We start from the raw sequence: 20,148 nt of genomic DNA, 5'->3' as shown, positions 1-20,148 counted from the left end.
ATTTAAAAAAACTTTGCGCCTTCGCGACTTTGCGAGATTCTTTCATAAAACTTTTAAAAACCTCTGCGAACTTTGCGAAAAACCTTAGCGCCCTTTGCGTTAAAAAAAGAAAAAAGCCCCGCAAATTGCGAGGCCTCTTATCTACTAATTCGGGTTTTTATTTTTTAGCAAATTTCTTCACGATTTTCTTATCTCCATTATTTAATTCAATAAGATAAATTCCTGTGCTTAATTTACTTACATCAATTGCACCTGCAACTTGACCTGAACCAAGCTGCTGCCCTAATGTATTTAAGATTTTATATGAATATCCATTTTCTTCTGAAATTGAAACGTTTAATTCGCTTTCAACCGGATTTGGATATACTGCAAAACCAGCTGGTGCAGTAGTTTCGACTAATCCTGCTGTGATTTCTTCTGCAACTGTTCCAGAAGCAGTAATGTTTATAGAGTAATCTTCAACTTGTCCGTAAGAGAAACTTTCACAAGCAGTTGGAACTCCGTTGTATTTAAGAGAAACTCTTAATCTTGTTGTTCCTAAAGCTGCTGTAGCCGGAATTGTGATTGATGTTGTTACCGGAGTTGTTTTTGATGCTGTTTTTGTCCACACTGTTTCTCCAGAATCTGAGAAATCTCCATCTTGGTTATAATCGATGAATACTCCGTATCCTTCATTATAAACTGTTGATGTCCATGTTGGAGTTATTGTAATTGTATAGGCACTTCCTCTTGCTGCATTTGTAGAAATAGCAGTAAAATTTTCGTAACCTGTAGTTCCTGTAGAAGTATTATTGATTGTTCCGAAAACAACTTTACCAATTCTTTCATCAGTTGCGTCGTTTCCTTGAGATGTACAATATGTTACTGAAGTTGTTGTAGTCGTTACGTTTACTGTATTACTTGCTGCAGAAATATTTCCGGCAGCATCTTTAGCTTTTACGCTGAAAGTATATGCTGTTGAAGCTGTTAATCCAGTTACTGTGTATGAAGTTGTAGTTGAAGAACCTTTTAGCGTTGCTCCTTGGTAAATATCATATCCGGTAACGGCAACATTATCTGTAGAAGCTGTCCAAGTTAAGTTTGTAGTTGTTCCAGTTGTTCCAGAAGCTGCTAAACTAGTTGGTGCAGATGGTGCAGTTGTATCAGAACCTCCTCCAGAATATGCTGCTCCAACTCCAACTGCATAAAATGCATTTGTTGTTGCAATAACTTCTGCAGAACCTGCTCCGTATAAATCAATAGCCGATTGTATTCCGTAAGTTCTTGCATTAGCATAAGTTGAGTTTGCTCCTAAATAGAAATCTTCTAAACGGAAAGCAATTTTTTCGGCTTTATCAAGAGTGATTCCCGTTACATTATAAGCGTTTCCAATATCATTTGTTCCTGATTTACCTACTGATAAAATATAAAACCAATGGTTTAAAACACCAGAATTTGTATGTACTCCACATTGGTCGTTATTATTTGTTGGTGTACAGTTTACGTTTACCCAATTCGTTCCTCCATAAGTATCCGGCTGTCCTTCTGCATTTGGATCGCTCATAGAACGCAATGCAACGTGTCCGCTTCTTCTTTCAATATCTTCACCAACCAGCCAGATTGATTTTGTTGGCGCTGAATGATATTCAATACAAGCTGCCCAAATATCTGAGAAAGCTTCATTCATTGCTCCAGACTCTTTTTGGTATGCTAAGTTTGCTGTGTAAGTACATACAGCGTGACCAATTTCGTGACCTGCAACGTCAAGTGAAGTTAAAATATCGAATCCGCCTGTACCGCTTCCGTCACCGTAAGTCATAACGCTTCCATTCCAAAAAGCATTATTATTACTTGAATATCCCGCAGCAATTAAATTATAATGCACATAACTTTTAATTTTTGCACCAGCATTGTCAAAACTATTTCTTCCATGAACTGCTGACCAATAATCATATGTCATTTCAGCTCCCCAATGTGCATCAAGCGCTCCATTGTCTTTGTTGGTGTTGTTATATTCTATCCAGTTATTATCTGCATCAGAAAAGTTTGTTGTTGGATAAGTAGCCGTTCTCGCAGAATTATAAGTTTGGATTCCTAAACCACGAGTTCCATCCAATAAGATATAAGACGAACCGTTTAACGTAGTTTGAATTGTCTGCGTTCCGCTGTAGCGTGTCGCTGCATTTGCTGCTACGAATGCCATTTTTGAAGCTGTTTCATTTTTAGTCAAAGTTGAAACCTTACTTCCATGAACATTATCGTTCAAGTGTTTTATAGTGGCATTATAAAACAATGCTTTTCCAGTTTCGGCATCAATGTAAAGATCACCGCGGCTTAATGGTTTTGTTGCATAAATGTCAAATTTGTAGGCAAGACGAACTTTATCGCTTCCTCTTTTTTGACCTTGCTGTTCCATATCAGGAAGTAGAACCAGTTCTCCTTTTGGTTTTTCATAACCCAGTTCGCGGGCGTCTTGCGGTTTGTCCCAAAGGTATTCGGTTGCGCGGGTATAACCCACTGCTTTATTAAAAGCATCTTGTGCAGAAAGTGACGGAGCTAGTTTCACGTTTTCGATGTTATAAAATTCACCGTTCATCGAAACTAATTTTCCATCTTTTGAATGTAAAGTATAATTAGCAAATTCTACTTTAATTCCTTGTTCATACAATTGAAATTTTTCATGTGTGTAACCTTGTTTGTCAGATTCTGTTTTAATTTTTGTGAAGGATTGAGAATCTTTTAAACCTAATTGTTCTTTAAAAACTTTTTGCGATTCTGAACTTTTATAACTTGAAAGTTCATTAAACTTAATTAAGTTGGGCTGTCCGTTTTCTGAAACGCTTTTCTCCTCTACACGTTTGTCATCTTTTTGGACTTGTGCAAAGGCAGAAAAAGAAAAACTAAGAACAATTGCGGTCACAATAATCTTTGGTAATTTTTTTTTCATAATAAGTGGGGGTTTTAGTTTGGTTAAAAATAATTTTTGAAATCAATTAAAGTAAGTAAATACTTAAATTTGAGATAAAAGTATTTTAATTTTGTTAGATAATCGATGAAATTTGCCGTTAATCGATAAAATGCAACATTTTTTACATAAATTTAACTTTTATATAACAAAGTATAAGAATTCAGCAGCTAAATTGTCCGAAAATTAATATATCAATTATTTTTAATGTACTGAAATACAGACAAAAGACTTTAAATAGATCAAAATAGAAATAAAAAAACCGCCTTTTGGGCGGTTTTTTTATTTTTTATATATGAACAAATGGTTATGCTCTGGAAAATTTTCTTTTTAATCTAACCATAAACTCTTTCAAGGTAATATCATCATCTTGATCTGAATAATCTTCAACTAATTCTGAAATATCCTTTTTTCTATAGGGAAGAAATAAGAAGAAAATTGAACTATTCGTGTCATTTGTTGTTGAACTTGGAAACATAGCCAATAAGTAATAGAAAACCAAAAGTCTAACAAATACAAAAATCTTTCGAAAACCTTTACTTAAATGATATTGATTGTTTTCTCTGGCTGCTTTAATAGTAAAATAAATCAGCTGAATTATAAAAATTGGAATAAGAGCATCATATAAATATATTAAACTGTAATTATTAATTAAATACATTAACAACACTATTATAATCGAAATGGCCATATTTGCTATAAAAAAATAGCTTCCCCATTTAATATCTATTTCAAACTTTTCCAAATGTATTTTTTTAATTCACAGCAAATCTAAATAAAGATTACTTGTTATTTAGTCTCAAAGGATAAAAAAAGAGAATCTTCAATAATAAAGATTCTCTTTTATATAAATTAATTTGGAAGATTAAAATCAGATGTCCATTTCAGGAATTTCACCATCAATTATCAAATCTGCTTCGGTTGAAGCGATAATATGCTCCACTGAAATACCTGGCGCTCGTTCTAAGAGCTTAAAACCCTTTTCTGTTACTTCGAGAACTGCAAGTTCTGTTACAATCTTTTTAACGCATCCTACACCTGTTAATGGCAAAGTACATTTTTTTAAGATTTTAGATTCTCCTGCTTTGTTCACGTGCATCATCGCAACAATTATATTTTCGGCGGAAGCCACTAAATCCATTGCGCCTCCCATTCCTTTTACCATTTTCCCCGGAATCTTCCAGTTGGCGATATCTCCGTTTTCAGAAACTTCCATTGCGCCTAAAATAGTTAAATCTACTTTTTGGCTTCGGATCATTCCAAAACTAAAAGCCGAATCAAAGAAACTGGCTCCGGGCAATGTTGTAATGGTTTGTTTTCCGGCATTGATAATATCAGCGTCTTCTTCTCCTGCAAATGGAAAAGGTCCCATTCCCAAAACTCCATTTTCACTTTGAAATTCAACGGCAATATCTTCCCGAACATAATTGGCAACCAAAGTTGGAATTCCAATTCCAAGGTTTACAAAATATCGGTCTTTAACTTCTTTCGCAATTCGTTTTGCTATATCTTCTTTTGTTAACATATTTTGAATGTGTTAATTAGAAAATCTGATAATTAGATAATGTTTATAATTATCTAATCGACAAATTATCTCATTATCTAATTACGCTCTCTGTCTTACGGTGCGCTGCTCGATTCTCTTTTCAAATTTTTCTCCCTGAAAGATACGTTGTACCATAATTCCCGGAATATGAATTTGATTTGGATCTAAAGTTCCAACGGGAACTAGTTCTTCAACTTCGGCAATTGTAATTTTTCCTGCACCAGCCATACAAGCATTAAAGTTTCTGGCAGTTCCTTTAAAAATTAGATTTCCGGCTTCATCACCTTTCCACGCTTTTACAATCGCAAAGTCGGCTTTGAAAGCTTCTTCCATAATATGCATTTTACCGTTGAATTCACGGACTTCTTTTCCTTCTGCAACTTCAGTTCCGTAACCGGCTGGAGTAAAAAAGGCAGGAATTCCGGCTTGAGCGGCACGGCATCTTTCTGCTAAAGTTCCCTGCGGCGTTAATTCAACTTCCAATTCTCCCGAAAGCATCTGGCGTTCGAACTCAGCATTTTCACCTACATAAGAGGAAATCATTTTTTTAATCTGTTTCTTTTGCAAAAGCAATCCTAAACCAAAATCATCTACACCTGCATTATTTGAGATACAAGTTAAATCTGAAATTTGGGTGTTTACTAATGCTGCAATTGTATTTTCCGGAATTCCGCATAAACCAAATCCGCCAAACATAACTGTCATTCCGGTTTCAATTCCTGCAATAGCATCCTGAACATTCTTAACTTTTTTTGTTATCATAACAAACTGTCTTTATTACCGTATATTTTTGATAAAAATAAGATTTTTAGATGGAATTATAACGATTTCGTAAAAAATAAAATTTAAAAATAGATGTTAGCTGCAATTAATTATAAACACATCGAAATATATCTCGTAGAGATTAAATATTGGTAGAAAATTTGTTGGTCGCAGTGTTTTTTGTTCCGTAGGAACTATATGTGAAGTTTATCAAGAATCTGAAAAGATGTAGTCCCTACGGGACATCATCGAAATCTTCATTACTGCCAGCTACCGATATTTAACTCCTAACGGAGTATAAGCAACATGTTTTATAACGATGGCTCAAAATAATTGTGTTCCAAAAAAAATCCTCTTGTATTCTTCCATACTTAGAAGATCACAAGAGGATTTATTATTTAAAAACCAAACTTAAACTATAGTTCAAATTCGTCTGTGTTTTGTTCTGTTTGCGTTGTGTCTTTTACAACAGCTGGTCTTTGGTAACAATCTACTTTTATAGAAAGATTTGCAGGACGCTCAAATTCTGATTTTGAGATTTGAAGTCCTTCATCTGCATAACATTTTTTCATAAAGTAGGCCCAAACCGGTAATGCTGCCGTTGCACCTTGTCCGTAAGTTAAGCTTTTGAAACGTGCCGAACGATCTTCACATCCTACCCAAACTCCAGTTACTAAGTTTGGAACCATTCCCATAAACCAACCATCTGACTGGTTTTGTGTTGTTCCTGTTTTACCAGCAATTGGGTTTTTGAACATGTATGGATATCCTGTCCAGCGGTTATCTCCGCTTCCACCGCCCTGCGTACGTAAACGTGCTCCAGAACCGGTTTCTGTTACACCTTCTAATAATTTGATTACAGCAAAGGCAATATCTTTATTTAAAACGTCGTGAGATTCAGGAATTGGCTCGTAAATAACCTCACCGCTTTTATTTTCAATTCGGCTTAAAAACTGAGGTTTTACATAAACTCCCTGGTTTGCAAATGTGCTGTATGCGGCAACCATATCTTCCACTGTAATATCTACAGCTCCTAATGCGATTGACGGTTGTACCGGAATTTCAGTTTTTACACCTAATTTTCTAGTCAAATCTACAACGGCTTCCGGACCAGTTCTGTCAATTAATTTTGCAGAAACGGTGTTGATAGAGTTTGCTAGACCTTGTTTTAGGGTTACCATTCCGCGGTATCTGTTGTCAGAGTTTCTTGGTTCCCAATCTTCTGTTACGTGGTGGCGTCCTTTATGAATCATAAACGGCCCATCAAGAATTGAGTCGCAAGGAGACATATTTAACTCTTCGATAGCAGTTGCATAAACGAAAGGTTTAAATGTAGAACCTACTTGTCTTGCTCCCTGACCTACGTGGTCGTATTGGAAATATTTGTAATTAATTCCTCCAACCCAGGCTTTAATGTTACCTGTTTGAGGTTCCATTGCCATTAATCCTGATTGCAAGAAGTGTTTGTAATAACGAATAGAATCTAATGGCGTCATGATAGTATCACGCTCGCCTTTCCATGTAAATACACGCATTCTTGTTTTTACTTTAAAAGAAGCAATAATATCATCTTCGCTTTTATCAGCATCTTTCATTTGAGCCCAACGGTCAGAATTTTTCATGGCCTGCATCATAATTCTTTCTGTCTCTGCTTGTGTAATATTTACGAAAGGCGCATTTTTATTGGTTTTCATTTCAATAAAAAATTGCTGCTGTAAATTTTTCATATGCTCAGAAACGGCTTCTTCTGCATAAGACTGCATTCTCGAATCTATGGTTGTGTAGATTTTCAAACCATCTTTGTAAATATCGTAATCAGATCCGTCTGGTTTTTTGTTTTCTGTTACCCATTTTTTCATGTAATCACGAAGATATTCTCTAAAATAAGTAGCAGTTCCTTCGCGGTGGCTTTCCAATTTAAATTTCAATGCAATTGGTAAAGCTTGTAATCTTTCTTTTTCAGATTCTGTAATCATTTTTGCTTTTGCCATCTGCGAAAGCACCACATTACGACGGTTTTTTACTCCTTCCGGATTTCTAACCGGATTGTATAATCCTGAGTTTTTGAACATTCCAACTAAAATAGCTGATTCGTCCATTGTTAAATCTTTTGGATCTTTTGAGAAATAAGTCTGTGCTGCAGAACTTACTCCCACAGAATAATTCCCGAAATCATATACGTTGCAGTACATGGCAAGAATTTCATTCTTAGTATATTGTCTTTCCAAACGAATGGCAATAATCCATTCTTTTATTTTTTGTACAATTCTAAAAGGAAGAAATTTTGAACCTTCTCCGTGAAATAATTGTTTTGCAAGTTGTTGCGTTAAGGTACTCGCTCCACCATTTGTTCCTAAACTAGAAACAGCTCTTAAAGTTCCACGTCCGTCAATTCCAGAATGTTCGTAGAAACGAGCATCTTCTGTAGCAACTAAAGCTTCAACTAAGCTTTTTGGTAAATCAGAGTATTTAAGCTGTGACCTGTTGGTTTTGAAATATTTACCAATTACAACTCCATCTGAAGAAATAATCTCGGTAGCCAAGTTTGAATCAGGGTTTTCTAAGTCTTCAAAAGAAGGCATTGAACCGAAAAATCCCCAAGAGGCAAATAAAAAGAAAGCCAGAACGCCTAAAAGTGAATAGGCAAAAATTCTCCAGAATTTCTTTTTGTAATAATTAATATCCTTTACGGTATTGGTTTGATTGTTTTTTTTAGCAGCCATAACTATTTTTCTAATCTTTTTGTTCTATTCTAAAACCTACGTCTGTAATACCTTCTAAAGCCTCAACACCAGGAATTTTGCCTGATTCTCGAACGGCTTGTTTGATATGAACTTTGTATTTTCCTTTAAACGTTACATTGTCTTTGTAAAAAAGCTTACTTTCTTTTATATCAGTAAAACCATTTCCCATCAATGTTCCGTCTGGGTTTGCCATTTGGTATTCTAAAGTATCCACTTTTGTGAAACCGCTTGGCGTTTCAATAGCCACAATCAAAAATAAATTATTGAAAGGATAATTGTTGTTATCTCTCAAATTTACAAACAAATTGTACTTTTTGGTAGAATCTAAAACTGGCAGGTCAAAGGTTACAATACTGTCTTTGTGCCAGGCACTTCCAACAGATTTGTACTCGTCGAATACTCTTTTTTTATCGCACGAAAAAAGAAGTACCGCCGCCAAAAGAAGAATCACGCTATTTTTTATTCTCATTTTTTGTGATAATTATAGGTTTTCTAGGTTCAGCTGGTTTATTTTCATTTGAAGCTGGCTTGTTCGAATTGTTTTTATTCGGATTCGGCTTGTTCTTATGATTTGGTTTATTTGGGTTGTTTTGTTTGTTTTGCTGTTGATTCGGATTTGGATTTCCTCCGGCAGGTTTATTATTGTTGTTACTTGCCTGTTTTGGTTTTTCAGGTGCTGCAACAACTGCATTTTCAGCATTTTTGCGTTTGCGATTTGGTTTTTTCTTTCTTTTTGGCTGATCGAAACGGGTTAAACTTTCCTGACCCATTGCATTATTAAAGTCTTTTTCAGGCTCTGAAGTAACTTCGATTGCAAAATCTTCTAAAGAAGAAACTTTATTTTTTTGTTTGTTTTCGGCAATAATTTCTTTTACCTGATCTATTTTTAAAACGTGCCAGTTTGCGAAATTATTAGTGTAAGCAAACCACATTAATCCTTTAAAAATATCTTGTTTTTGGCAGACAGCATCTCCTTTTTCCGTCACTAATTTAGTATCGTAATCCGGAAAATCCTTCAATGCGTCCATGTAAGTATCTAACTCATAGTTCAAACAGCATTTTAGTTTACCACATTGTCCGGCTAATTTCTGCGGATTTAGTGATAATTGCTGATAACGAGCCGCAGATGTATTGACACTTCTGAAATCGGTAAGCCATGTTGAACAGCAAAGCTCTCTTCCGCAAGAACCAATTCCACCCAAACGAGCTGCTTCCTGACGGAAACCTACTTGTTTCATCTCGACTCTGGTGCTGAATTCTTTTGCGAAATCTTTAATTAAAAGTCTAAAATCGACACGGTCATTTGCTGTATAATAAAACGTAGCTTTTGATCCGTCTCCCTGAAATTCAATATCAGATATTTTCATTTCCAACTTATGCTGAATCGCCAATTCGCGGGCGCGAACTTTCATTGGTTCTTCACGATCACGCGCTACAGACCAAATGTCAATATCTTTTTGAGATGCTTTTCTGTAAATTTTAGGAACTTCGTTGCTATCTGGATTTACTCCTTTTTTCTTCATTTGAATTTTAACCAATTCGCCTGTCAAAGTCACAATTCCAATATCGTGTCCTGGTGAAGCAACAGTTGCTACAATATCACCAATACTTAAAGTTAATTTTTCTGAATTTCTAAAGAATTCCTTACGTCCGTTTTTAAAACGAACCTCAACACAATCAAAAATTGCCTCTCCATTAGACGGGCTCATGTTAGAAAGCCAGTCAAAAACCGTCAATTTATTGCAGCTATCGGTGCCGCAAGTCCCATTATTTTTACACCCTTTTGGTGCGCCACCATCTGAGGTTGAACAACTTGTACATGCCATAATTATATATGTAGTGCCGCTAAAGCGCAGCTTAAGTTCATAAACGTTTGATCGGTAAAGATAGTATTTTTTTTATTTGGCTATTTATAGATTAATTCTAAAGGGGTGTTAAAAGACTAAACAACTGATTATTAAGTAAAAATATTGTAATTGAATTGCGTATAGTACTTTGATTGTTTTGTTTTGAAATATTTAACTTACAATTTTGTAAATTTTAAAACGTTATTCTTACTTCAATAAAAATTTAGGAATAACTTTGCACACTTGTAAAAATTGTATTACGGTTGAGACAAAAATCATACAAATCAATATTTAAGATAATCATTGATTCTTTAAACATGAAAACATATTTATCATTTATCGTGGCGCTTTCTTTCATTAGTTTGACGGCCCAAGTCAATGACAGCAAAAAAGACACACTCTTTTTTAGCGTTGATAAATATTACACCATATCTCCTGCATTCGAATTAAAGCTTTCAAATGAAAATTATACCAAGAAACTGGCTTTCGAAAAAATGCAGTTTAGACAGACCAATACAGATGGCTATGCTTTTTTTAGCGGTGATTCTGTTTCAACAAAAAACATCAAACCCAAAAATATAATCTCCATAAAAGATTATATTGAAAACAGAAAATTTTATCATGACGGAAACTCTAATAAAATTGTAGATAAATGGAAATTAAAAGATTCTTTAACTGATAAATATGTGATTTTTTTTGATGATTGCAATCAACTAATACAAGTTAAAAGTTTAGAATATATCTCTTACTATCCTATACAGAAAGATTCGAAAATTATTGAAAATAGAAGAAAAGATACACTCTTTTTTAAATTAGATAATAAATACATTTATGAATCTTATCCAGCAGTTAACCCTAAACGGTATTTATTAAAAGACAGCGGCACTTCTAAAAATGGCACTTTTTTCTTTGAAGAATTTGACGAACAAACCAGGCCCAGATTCAAATCTAAAAAAACACTTGATTTAGAAAGCTTTATACATTCAACCCGATTTTATAATGCCAAGCAGCAAATAATTGAAGATCGGGATCTGTCCAATTATTTTAGCAATTATATCATTTTTCTAGACAAAGAGGTCGAAAACAAACACGATTACATTCAGATTAAATCTTCTGTAACTATAGAATAATCTTGTAGATCAAACAATCAAAAAGAGAATAAAAAACCCATATTTGTAAAGAGCAAAATATGGGTTTTTATTTTTATGAAATGTTATTTTCTAAGTCTCCTTAACTGTAATAATCTTAACCGGACAAGCCTTTGCAGCCAATTCACAGCTTTCTACAATTGCATGGTTTGGTGATTTTAAAGTAAAAAAGCCTTTTGCATTTATCGAGTGAATCAAAACTGATTTTCCATCTTTCTTGGACATTTGAAAATGTAACGGATCCATTTCAACACAGTAATTACAGCCAATGCATTTATCTCTTTGTAATGTAATGATAACCATTATGCCTCAACAATTTTATATAATTTGTCCGACATTCTGATTCTGAATGGAAGTTTAAAAGTACAATCGTCACCTTTTGTTGCTTTTTCGGCTTCAAGATCATTTACAAACATTTCGTCGATAATCATTTCCTGAGCGCCTGTACTTGGCCCTGTAACCAAAATTTTATCTCCAATTTTAATATCGTAAGCTTCAATTTTGAATTGACCTACATTGGCTTTCGGGAAATAATGTGTTCCTTTTCCAACATAAACTTTCTTCTGTGTTGCAGCAGATCCTGGAATAGCACTCCACTCGCCTAATTCCTGTCCCAGATAATATCCTGACCAGAATCCACGATTGTAAACGGTTTCTAAGGCCTGCATCCAAACTGCAATTTTTTCTTTTGTGAAAGTACCTTCGTAATACACATCAATGGCTTCACGATATGTTTTGATCACTGTTGCCACATATTCCGGCGCACGGCCTCGTCCTTCGATTTTTAAAACCTGAATTCCCGAATCTATAACCTGATCTAAGAAATCAAGTGTACATAAATCTTTTGGCGACATCATGTATTCGTTATCCAATTGGATTTCAAAACCGGTTTCCTGATCGATAACGGTATATTTTTTTCGGCAGTTTTGTTTGCATGCTCCCCGATTTGCCGATGAATTATGCGAATGTAAACTCAAATAACATTTTCCCGAAACTGCCATACATAAAGCACCATGTCCAAAAATTTCAATTTCTACTAAATTTCCGTTTGGACCTTTTATCTGCTCTTTTTCAATTTGAGCCGTAATATTCTTTACTTGACGCAAGCTTAATTCTCGGCTTAAAACCATAGTGTCAGCAAATAAACTGTAGAATTTTATGGTTTCGATATTCGTTACATTCAGCTGAGTTGAAATATGAACTTCCATTCCTATTGATCTTGCCATCACAATTACGGCTTGATCAGATGCAATTACTGCTGTAATGTTTGCTTCTTTGGCTTTGTTCAATAATGTTTTTACAACTGATAAATCGTGATCGTAAATAATCGTGTTTAAAGTAAGATAGCTTCGAACGTTTTTAGCTTCGCAGCGATTGGCTATTTCTTTTAAATCATCAATGGTAAAATTTACCGTTGATCTAGCGCGCATATTAAGTTGTTCTACTCCAAAGTAAATAGAATCTGCACCATTATCTAGTGCAGCCTGAAGTGACTCAAAGCTCCCTGCGGGAGCCATGAGTTCAATTTTGTTATGAAATGTCATTGTGAATTAATTTTAAAGCTTATACTTTTCTTTTAAAATTAACTTTATGTGGTATTTGAACGTGCTAAAGTTTTGCACTAAGTTGCTGTTAAAAACAATTGATTTTTACAGACTTAAATTATATATTGTTAGTCTAAAATCTTATATATCTTATCAGACAATCTAATTCTGAAAGGAACCTCAAAAGTAACCTTATCACCAACTTTAGCAGATTGGGTTTCTGCGCCATCAACGATAAATTTATTTAAAATCAATTCTTGTTCTCCGGTTGTTGGACCAGAAATAAGAATTTTATCACCGCTGTTTAACTCTTGGTTTTCAATAGTAAACTGTCCTACTTGAGCTTTTACATAATAATGTTCTGCTTTTCCAAGAAGTACTTTTTTTACTTTTACTTTTTGACGAATATCAACTGGTTTTTGAGCTTCTGCTAATGCAGTATTTGGCAATTCTCCTGAATGTTTGAATTTTAGATTTTCAGATTTTCCTTTTCTAAACACTTTGTTTCCAACTTGTTTCCCAGTTCTCAAACGAACCTGATCAACCAAAGGCATATGAATAATCTCTAAACATTCTGTAGAACAGCAGTTTTCCATTGCGGCTTTACATTCATCACATTGAATAAACAATAAATGACAACCGTCATTTTCACAGTTTGTGTGATTATCGCAAGGTTTTCCGCATTGGTGGCATTGTGAAATAATATCATCGGTAATTCTTTCACCAAGACGATTATCAAATACAAAGTTTTTCCCAATGAATTTGCTTTCTAAACCTTCCGCTTCAATTTGTTTAGCATAATTAATGATTCCGCCTTCTAACTGAAACACATTTTTAAAACCCTGATGTTTGAAATAAGCACTAGCTTTCTCGCAACGAATTCCTCCAGTACAATACATTACCAGATTTTTATCTTCTTTGTGGTCTTTAAGCTGATCATTAATTATTGGCAAACTCTCTCTAAACGTTTCAACATCTGGAGTAATCGCATTTTTAAAATGCCCAACTTCACTTTCGTAGTGATTTCTAAAATCAACCACAATCGTATTTGGATCATCAAGAATGTCATTGAATTCTTTGGCTTTCAAGTGAACGCCAATATTAGTTACATCAAAAGTGTCGTCGTTCAAACCGTCGGCCACGATTTTATGACGCACTTTAATAGTTAATTTTAAAAAGGAATGGTCATCATCTTCTACAGCTTCATTCAAACGAATGCCTTTCATAAAATCATAAACTTCAAGAGTGGTTCTAAAAGCTTCCAAGTTTTCTTCTGGAATACTCATTTGAGCATTAATTCCTTCATTGGCAACATAAATTCGGCCTAAAGCATCAAGCTTATTCCAGGCTAGGAATAAATCATCGCGAAATTTTTTGGGATCTTCAATTTTGGCATACGCATAGAAAGACAACGTAAGACGTTGTTTACCTGCATCATCGATCATGATTGCTCTTTCTTCTGCGCTCAAAGTGTTGTACAGTTGCATGCTATAAACAGTTTTAAGTTAAGAATATATAATCGAATTCTATTTTCTGAGTGAATTCGGGCGCAAAGGTAGGTTTTTCTTTTCGATTTCAAAAAACAATTAACTAACCCTGTTTTAAACCATATAAGTGATATAAGTTCATTTAATTTTTGCTTTTTTAGATGCAATCCTTGTGTGTTTCACTTTGCAACTTCATTGCGTTAGCAAAAAATAATCCCTGTTTATCAATACGTTATAAAAATTTACTAAATTTATAAGGTACAATTTTAACATTTATGATTATGAATGCTTTAAAACTACCCAAAACCACCCTCCAAATTCTTCTATTTTTTGCAATCTTCAGTTCTTGTAAAAAAGAACAACCAAAAGCTCCGCCTCCCATGCAGGCTCCGTTTGTAACGGTCAAGAGTGAAGATGTTCCCATTTACAAAGATTTTGCCGGACAGACTTTTGGAGATTTAGACATTGAATTAATCGCCAGAGTTGACGGAATTCTGACCGGAATTCACTTCAAAGAAGGGCAGCGTGTTAAAAAAGGACAATTATTATACACCATTGATCCGCTGGAATACGATACAAAAGTAGAGCAAGTCCGTGGTCAGGTAGCTGCCGCACAAAGTAATGTTGTAAATGCCGAAGAAGAATTAAAAAGAATTCGTCCGCTAGCAGACATGAATGCTGTGAGTAAAAGAGAATTAGATGCGGCTGTAGCCAAAGACAAAGCCGCAAAATCTAACTTAAACAGTATTCAGGCAAGTTTACGAAATCAGCAAATAGAAAGAAGTTACTGCAACATCCTATCACCAATCGACGGCGTTATTGGTCTTTCGAATGCCAGATTGGGAGATTATATCACCAAAATTGGAAACGACTCTAAATTAAACACGGTTTCAAAACTAGAAAAAGTCAGAGTTCAGTTTACTGTCAGTGAATCTAATTATCTGCAATATCAAAAGCAAGTTAAAGATGGAGAACGAATTACCGATCTCGCTTTAATTCTTTCAGATGGAAGTACACATCCATACAAAGGAACTCTCAATTTTTCCGACACCAAAATAGATCCCACAACCGGAACTGTAACCATTGAAGCACAATTTCCTAATCCCGATGGAACTTTACGATCCGGACAATTTGCTAAAGTCCGCGTTTTACTCCGAACTCAAAAAGATGCGATTGTAGTTCCTCAAAAAGCCGTAACCGAAATTCAGGGGCTTTTTCAAGTTTCTATTATTGACGATAAAAACACTATTCAAACCAGAATGGTCGAAGTTGGACAAAAAATTGGAGTCGATTGGATTATTACTAAAGGTTTAAAACCCAACGAAAAAGTCGCCATTATTGGCAATCAGTTTATTCAGCCTGGATCAACAGTCGTTCCAGTTCCCTACGTAGCCGACAAAGATAAAAAGCAGATTGCATCATCTCTAAACAATTAGATTATGGATAATTTCTTTGTAAGACGACCAATCGTTGCTATTGTGCTATCTATTTTTATTGTCCTTATTGGAGGACTTTCGGTTCTGTCAACTCCCATTGCGCAGTATCCTGAAATTGCACCGCCTTTGGTACAAGTTTCTACAAGTTATCGTGGAGCGAATGCCTTAAATGTGGAACAAGCCGTTGCAACTCCAATCGAACAAAAAGTAAATGGTGTTGAAAACATGCTCTATATGCAATCGACCAACACTGGAGACGGAAGTATGACGCTTTCCATCACTTTTGATATGGGAACTGATTTGGATAATGCAACAATGTTAACTCAAAACAGAGTTGCCGAAGCGACTAACAAACTTCCAAACGACGTAAAAACAACCGGAGTTACAACCAAAAAGTCATTATCAATGCCCATGTTGATTTTGTCTTTGTATTCTCCCAATAAAACTTTCGACAATAACTTTTTAACCAATTATGCGAGCATCAATCTTGTAGATGCGCTCGCCCGTATTAAAGGTGTTGGAGAAGTTACCCTTTATGGAGGAAGTAATTATGCGATGCGAATTTGGGTCAAGCCCGATATAATGGCCAAATACAACTTAACGGTTCCCGATATTATACGATCCATTCAGGAACAAAACGCCATTGCGCCTGGAGGAAAATTTGGTGCGCCGCCGGCAACTCAAAACAATGAATTCACGTATAACGTAATGCTGAAAGATCGTTTAGTAAATCCCGAAGATTTCGAAAACATCATTCTAAAATCAAACATAAACAATCAGCAGGTTCGGTTGAAAGATGTTGGAACCGTAACACTCGGAACCGAAAGTTATGCATCGGTTGCCAAACTCAACGGAAATCCCGCAGGAACTATCGGAATCAAACAAATGCCGGGTTCAAACGCTCTTGAAGTTGCCGAAAATGTAAAAAACACGATTGAACAGCTCAGCAAAAGATTCCCTCAGGATTTAAAATATGCTGTTTCATTAGACACGACTTTAGCCATTTCTGAAGGAATTAACGAAATCATGCATACTTTAGTTGAAGCCATTATTCTCGTAATTCTGGTAGTATTTATATTTCTGCAAAACTGGCGAGCGACCTTAATTCCGCTTTTAACCGTTCCCGTTTCCTTGATTGGGGTATTTATGCTGTTTCCTTTACTCGGATTTTCGATAAATGTACTTTCTCTTTTAGGATTAGTACTCGCCATTGGAATTGTCGTAGATGATGCGATTGTGGTGGTTGAAGCCGTAATGCATCATATTGAACAGGGAATGTCTCCGCGAGAAGCTACAAACCAAGCAATGCGTGAAGTTTCGGGACCAGTAATTGCCATTGCAATTGTTTTAACTGCCGTATTCATCCCAGTTGCATTGACTCCGGGAATTACCGGAAGATTGTATCAGCAATTTGCTATTACAATTGCTATTTCTGTGATTTTCTCTGCATTAAGTGCTTTGACTTTAAGTCCGGCTTTATGTTCGCTTTTACTAAAACCAAATCAGGAAGCAAAAGGCTTGCTTGGAAAATTCTTTAAATGGTTTAATGTCAAGTTTGGAAATTTCACTAATAAATACACTGGCTTCTCAGGATTTCTAATCAAGAAAACAGCCCGAAGTTTAATTTTTATCGGAATTGTAGTGGGAGCCATTATTCTTTTGGGAGGAAAAATTCCTGGTGGATTTGTACCCGAAGAAGATCAGGGCTATATGTTTGTCAATATTGAACTTCCAGGTGCTTCATCTTTAGAAAGAACCAGCAAAGTCATTCAAAAAGTCGAGCATATTTTATCTAAAAATCAAGGAGTTCAATATTATACTTCGGTTGCTGGATTCAGTTTGATCAAAAACTCGGTGGCCACCAATAACGGATTTTTCTTTGTTGCCTTAAAAGAATGGAAAGAACGTGAACAAGATGTTTTCCAGATTCTGAAAGAAGTCAACGGAAAAGTGGTTTTCGGAATACCCGAAGCGACAGTCTTTGCTTTTGGACCTCCGCCGATTACCGGAATTGGAAATGCCGCCGGATTCTCGATGATGCTTCAGGATAAAGAAGGAAATACTCCGCAATATCTTTTCCAGAATGCTCAAAGGTTTATGGCTGAAGCCAAAAAGCGACCGGAAATTGGAACGATTCGAACGACCTTCAATCCAAATGTTCCGCAGATTAGTCTGGACATTGATCGGGAAAAAGTATCGGAACTGAATCTTTCTTTATCCGATGTTAATCTTGCCATTGGTGCCAGTTTGGGAGGACAATACATAAACGAATTCAATAAATTCGGGCGACAATATATTGTTTTACTTCAGGCAGATCCAAGTTTTACCGTAAATCCCGAAGACATTAATAAGATTTTCGTTCGAAGTCGGGATAACAAAATGATTCCGATTACGAGTATTGCGACCATTCGAAAAGAAAGCGGGCCCGAATTTACAACGCGTTTTAACTTGTATCGTGCCGCAGAAATTGGAGGAACGCCCTCTCCCGGATTTACTTCGGCGGAAGCCATGAAAGCATTGCAAGAAACCGCTGCAAAAGTTCTTCCTGCCGGAATGGGCTACGAATGGGCGAATATGAGTTATCAGGAAAAACAAGCCGAAGGAAAAGGAAATACCGTTTTTATCATGGCGTTGTTTTTCGTGTTTTTAATTCTCGCCGCACAATACGAAAGCTGGAAATTACCTTTCAGCGTTTTACTCGGAACACCTTTTGCCGTTTTTGGCGCTTTCCTCGGTTTATATCTCTGCCGATTATTAAGTCCCGATTATGTCAATAACGTTTTTGCGCAAATTGGACTCGTAATGCTGATTGGTCTGGCGGCTAAAAATGCCATTCTGATTGTAGAATTTGCCAAAGAAGAATATGAAAAAGGAATGCCGGTTAAAGAAGCTGCATTGTACGCCGCCAAATTACGTTTCCGACCAATTTTAATGACGGCCTTTGCTTTTATCTTGGGAGTTGTTCCGTTGTTAACCGCAAGCGGAGCCGGAGCGCAAGCCAGAAAAGTAATGGGAATGACAGTTTTTAGCGGAATGTTGGTCGCCACCGTTTTAGGCGTTTGTCTGATTCCGGTGTTATTTGTATTTATTGAAACATTCGGAAAGAAAAAACCGGAGGAAATCGATGAACCTAAAGAGGAAGAAAAATGAAAAATCTAAAAATACTTTCAGCGTTATTTTTGATGGTTGTTTTTCCTTACGGATGCATGGTTGGACCAAAATATGTCAAACCCGAACAACCTCAGGCAGATACTTTCCGTTTTGGCGATCAATCCAGAGACACAACAAAATCTGTTACCACCATAAAATGGTCATCGATATTTAACGATGATGTCTTAATTGGCCTGATTGAAAAAGGAATTCAAAACAATTATGATCTTAAAATTGCTTTGGCACGTTTAGAGCAGGCAAAGGCCAATCTCGGAATTGCAAAAGCCGATTTATTTCCTGCTTTTCAATATTCCGGTCAGGTAAATAGTGCCGAAACTTTTATGCAGCCTTCTTCTGCATTGGCCAATATGTCCTGGGAATTGGATTTCTGGGGAAAATACCGCCATCAGAATAAAGCTTTGCAAAATGAACTTTTAGCGACCGATGAAGCCCGAAAAGTAATTCTTTCAAACATTGTCAGCACTATTGCCATTTCTTATTTTGAATTGCGTGATTTTGATAATCAATTGGAAATTACCATTCATACTTTAGAAACCAGACAAAAGGCATACGACATTATTAACGAACGTTTTATAAGCGGTTACGTTGCCGAATTAGACAAAGTGCAAATTGAACAACAAGTTGCGATTGCCGAAGCGAATATTCCGTTAATCAAAAGACAGATTACGGCTCTGGAGAATTCAATTTCTATTTTGGTTGGACAAGTGCCACAGCCCATTCAGCGTGGGAAAACGAATAGTGAATTGTTGATTTTAACAACTTTTCCAACTTCAGTTCCATCTGCTTTATTAGAAAACAGACCCGATGTAAAACGTCAGGAATATTTATACAAAGCCGCTTATGAGAGAATTGGTGTTGCGCAGGCATTGCGTTATCCGTCGTTTAATATTGCTGCCGTTGCCGGTTTTACCAGTATTATGGTTGGAGATTTATTTAACGATGGTTCGTATATGCAGAATGTTGGTGCTGGTGTTACAGGTCCGATTTTCAACTTCGGAAAAAACAAACGCCGCGTTGATGTGAACCGACAAATTGCGGAAGAAGTAAAATTCAATTTTCAAAAAACATATTTAACCGCTATTTCTGAAGTAGAAAACTCTCTTCAAAATGTGGCGATGTTCAAAGAAGAATGGACAGCCAGAAATAGACAAGTCGTTGCCGCACAAAAAAACTACGATCTCTCAAACGCAAGATATTATAATGGTTATGTTTCATACCTGGAAGTTCTGGATGCTCAAAGATCTTTGTTTGAAGCGCAATTAAGCCTTTCGCAATTAACTCAAAAACAATTGAGTTCTATGGTTCAGTTGTATAAAGCACTTGGTGGAGGATGGAATTAGTTTTTTTGAGGGACAAAGGTACAGAGAGACAAAGGTTCAAAGGTTTTTTTAAGCTGCTAAGATTCTGAGACGCTAAGATTCTAAGTTTTTTTCTTTTTATATCCAGTTATCATTCCGTAGCAATGTTTCATCGGTAGAAAAAAATGGCGATCTCCCATATTTACGTTCCGTAGGAACGT

At 35.8% G+C, this 20,148-nt stretch carries 14 protein-coding genes; 4 read left to right on the top strand and 10 right to left on the bottom strand.

Annotation, left to right across the window (positions count from 1 at the left end; all coding sequences use genetic code 11):
* Positions 1 to 157: 157 nt before the first annotated feature.
* From B3C18_RS13590 to B3C18_RS13560, 7 genes are all read right to left on the bottom strand, one after another.
* A complete protein-coding gene (locus B3C18_RS13590; protein WP_291147649.1) occupies positions 158 to 2,926 on the bottom strand; it encodes a M4 family metallopeptidase in 2,769 nt (922 codons plus the stop codon).
* 325 nt (positions 2,927 to 3,251) lie between these two features.
* Positions 3,252 to 3,689 carry a hypothetical protein gene (locus B3C18_RS13585; protein WP_291147647.1) on the bottom strand — a complete coding sequence of 146 codons (438 nt, stop codon included), beginning with the start codon at positions 3,687 to 3,689 and terminating at the stop codon, positions 3,252 to 3,254.
* 126 nt (positions 3,690 to 3,815) lie between these two features.
* Positions 3,816 to 4,469 (bottom strand): CoA transferase subunit B, encoded by a 654-nt coding sequence (locus B3C18_RS13580; RefSeq protein ID WP_291147645.1) that lies wholly within the window; start codon positions 4,467 to 4,469, stop codon positions 3,816 to 3,818.
* Positions 4,470 to 4,550: 81 nt separating this feature from the next.
* Positions 4,551 to 5,252 carry a CoA transferase subunit A gene (locus B3C18_RS13575; RefSeq protein ID WP_053473116.1) on the bottom strand — a complete coding sequence of 234 codons (702 nt, stop codon included), beginning with the start codon at positions 5,250 to 5,252 and terminating at the stop codon, positions 4,551 to 4,553.
* Between the two features lie 416 nt (positions 5,253 to 5,668).
* Complete coding sequence (locus tag B3C18_RS13570) at positions 5,669 to 7,975, bottom strand: penicillin-binding protein 1A (RefSeq protein ID WP_291147641.1); 2,307 nt, start codon at positions 7,973 to 7,975, stop codon at positions 5,669 to 5,671.
* A gap of 10 nt (positions 7,976 to 7,985) precedes the next feature.
* On the bottom strand, positions 7,986 to 8,465 hold the full coding sequence (locus B3C18_RS13565) for a gliding motility lipoprotein GldH (protein WP_053473118.1): 480 nt from the start codon (positions 8,463 to 8,465) through the stop codon (positions 7,986 to 7,988).
* Positions 8,449 to 9,822 (bottom strand): PSP1 domain-containing protein, encoded by a 1,374-nt coding sequence (locus B3C18_RS13560; RefSeq protein WP_291147638.1) that lies wholly within the window; start codon positions 9,820 to 9,822, stop codon positions 8,449 to 8,451. The genes B3C18_RS13565 and B3C18_RS13560 overlap by 17 nt, the downstream gene beginning before the upstream one ends.
* Before the next feature lie 338 nt (positions 9,823 to 10,160).
* On the opposite strand from B3C18_RS13560, the gene B3C18_RS13555 reads away from it, so the two are divergent.
* Complete coding sequence (locus B3C18_RS13555) at positions 10,161 to 10,973, top strand: hypothetical protein (RefSeq protein ID WP_291147636.1); 813 nt, start codon at positions 10,161 to 10,163, stop codon at positions 10,971 to 10,973.
* A 90-nt stretch (positions 10,974 to 11,063) separates the two neighbouring features.
* Here the strand turns inward: B3C18_RS13555 and B3C18_RS13550 are convergent, their stop codons facing one another.
* From B3C18_RS13550 to B3C18_RS13540, 3 genes are all read right to left on the bottom strand, one after another.
* Positions 11,064 to 11,294: a ferredoxin gene (locus tag B3C18_RS13550; RefSeq protein WP_291147633.1), complete on the bottom strand. Its 231-nt coding sequence runs from the start codon at positions 11,292 to 11,294 to the stop codon at positions 11,064 to 11,066.
* On the bottom strand, positions 11,294 to 12,535 hold the full coding sequence (locus B3C18_RS13545; RefSeq protein ID WP_291147631.1) for a peptidase U32 family protein: 1,242 nt from the start codon (positions 12,533 to 12,535) through the stop codon (positions 11,294 to 11,296). Before B3C18_RS13545 ends, B3C18_RS13550 begins: the two co-directional genes overlap by 1 nt.
* Before the next feature lie 128 nt (positions 12,536 to 12,663).
* A complete protein-coding gene (locus B3C18_RS13540; RefSeq protein ID WP_291147629.1) occupies positions 12,664 to 14,022 on the bottom strand; it encodes a rhodanese-related sulfurtransferase in 1,359 nt (452 codons plus the stop codon).
* Positions 14,023 to 14,303: 281 nt separating this feature from the next.
* Here B3C18_RS13540 and B3C18_RS13535 point away from each other — a divergent pair, with 281 nt between their 5' ends.
* Genes B3C18_RS13535 through B3C18_RS13525 form a run of 3 tightly spaced genes read left to right on the top strand, consistent with a single transcriptional unit; the run spans position 14,304 to position 19,969 of the window.
* Positions 14,304 to 15,458 (top strand): efflux RND transporter periplasmic adaptor subunit, encoded by a 1,155-nt coding sequence (locus tag B3C18_RS13535; RefSeq protein ID WP_291147627.1) that lies wholly within the window; start codon positions 14,304 to 14,306, stop codon positions 15,456 to 15,458.
* Positions 15,459 to 15,461: 3 nt separating this feature from the next.
* Positions 15,462 to 18,608, top strand: a complete 3,147-nt coding sequence (locus tag B3C18_RS13530; RefSeq protein ID WP_291147625.1) for an efflux RND transporter permease subunit — start codon at positions 15,462 to 15,464, stop codon at positions 18,606 to 18,608.
* On the top strand, positions 18,605 to 19,969 hold the full coding sequence (locus B3C18_RS13525) for an efflux transporter outer membrane subunit (protein ID WP_291147623.1): 1,365 nt from the start codon (positions 18,605 to 18,607) through the stop codon (positions 19,967 to 19,969). Before B3C18_RS13530 ends, B3C18_RS13525 begins: the two co-directional genes overlap by 4 nt.
* Positions 19,970 to 20,148 lie beyond the last annotated feature (179 nt).

Origin of the sequence: Flavobacterium sp. UBA7680 (assembly GCF_002482975.1) — a bacterium.
In the GTDB taxonomy this organism is placed as follows: domain Bacteria; phylum Bacteroidota; class Bacteroidia; order Flavobacteriales; family Flavobacteriaceae; genus Flavobacterium.
This window is presented reverse-complemented; position numbering and strand designations above follow the sequence as displayed.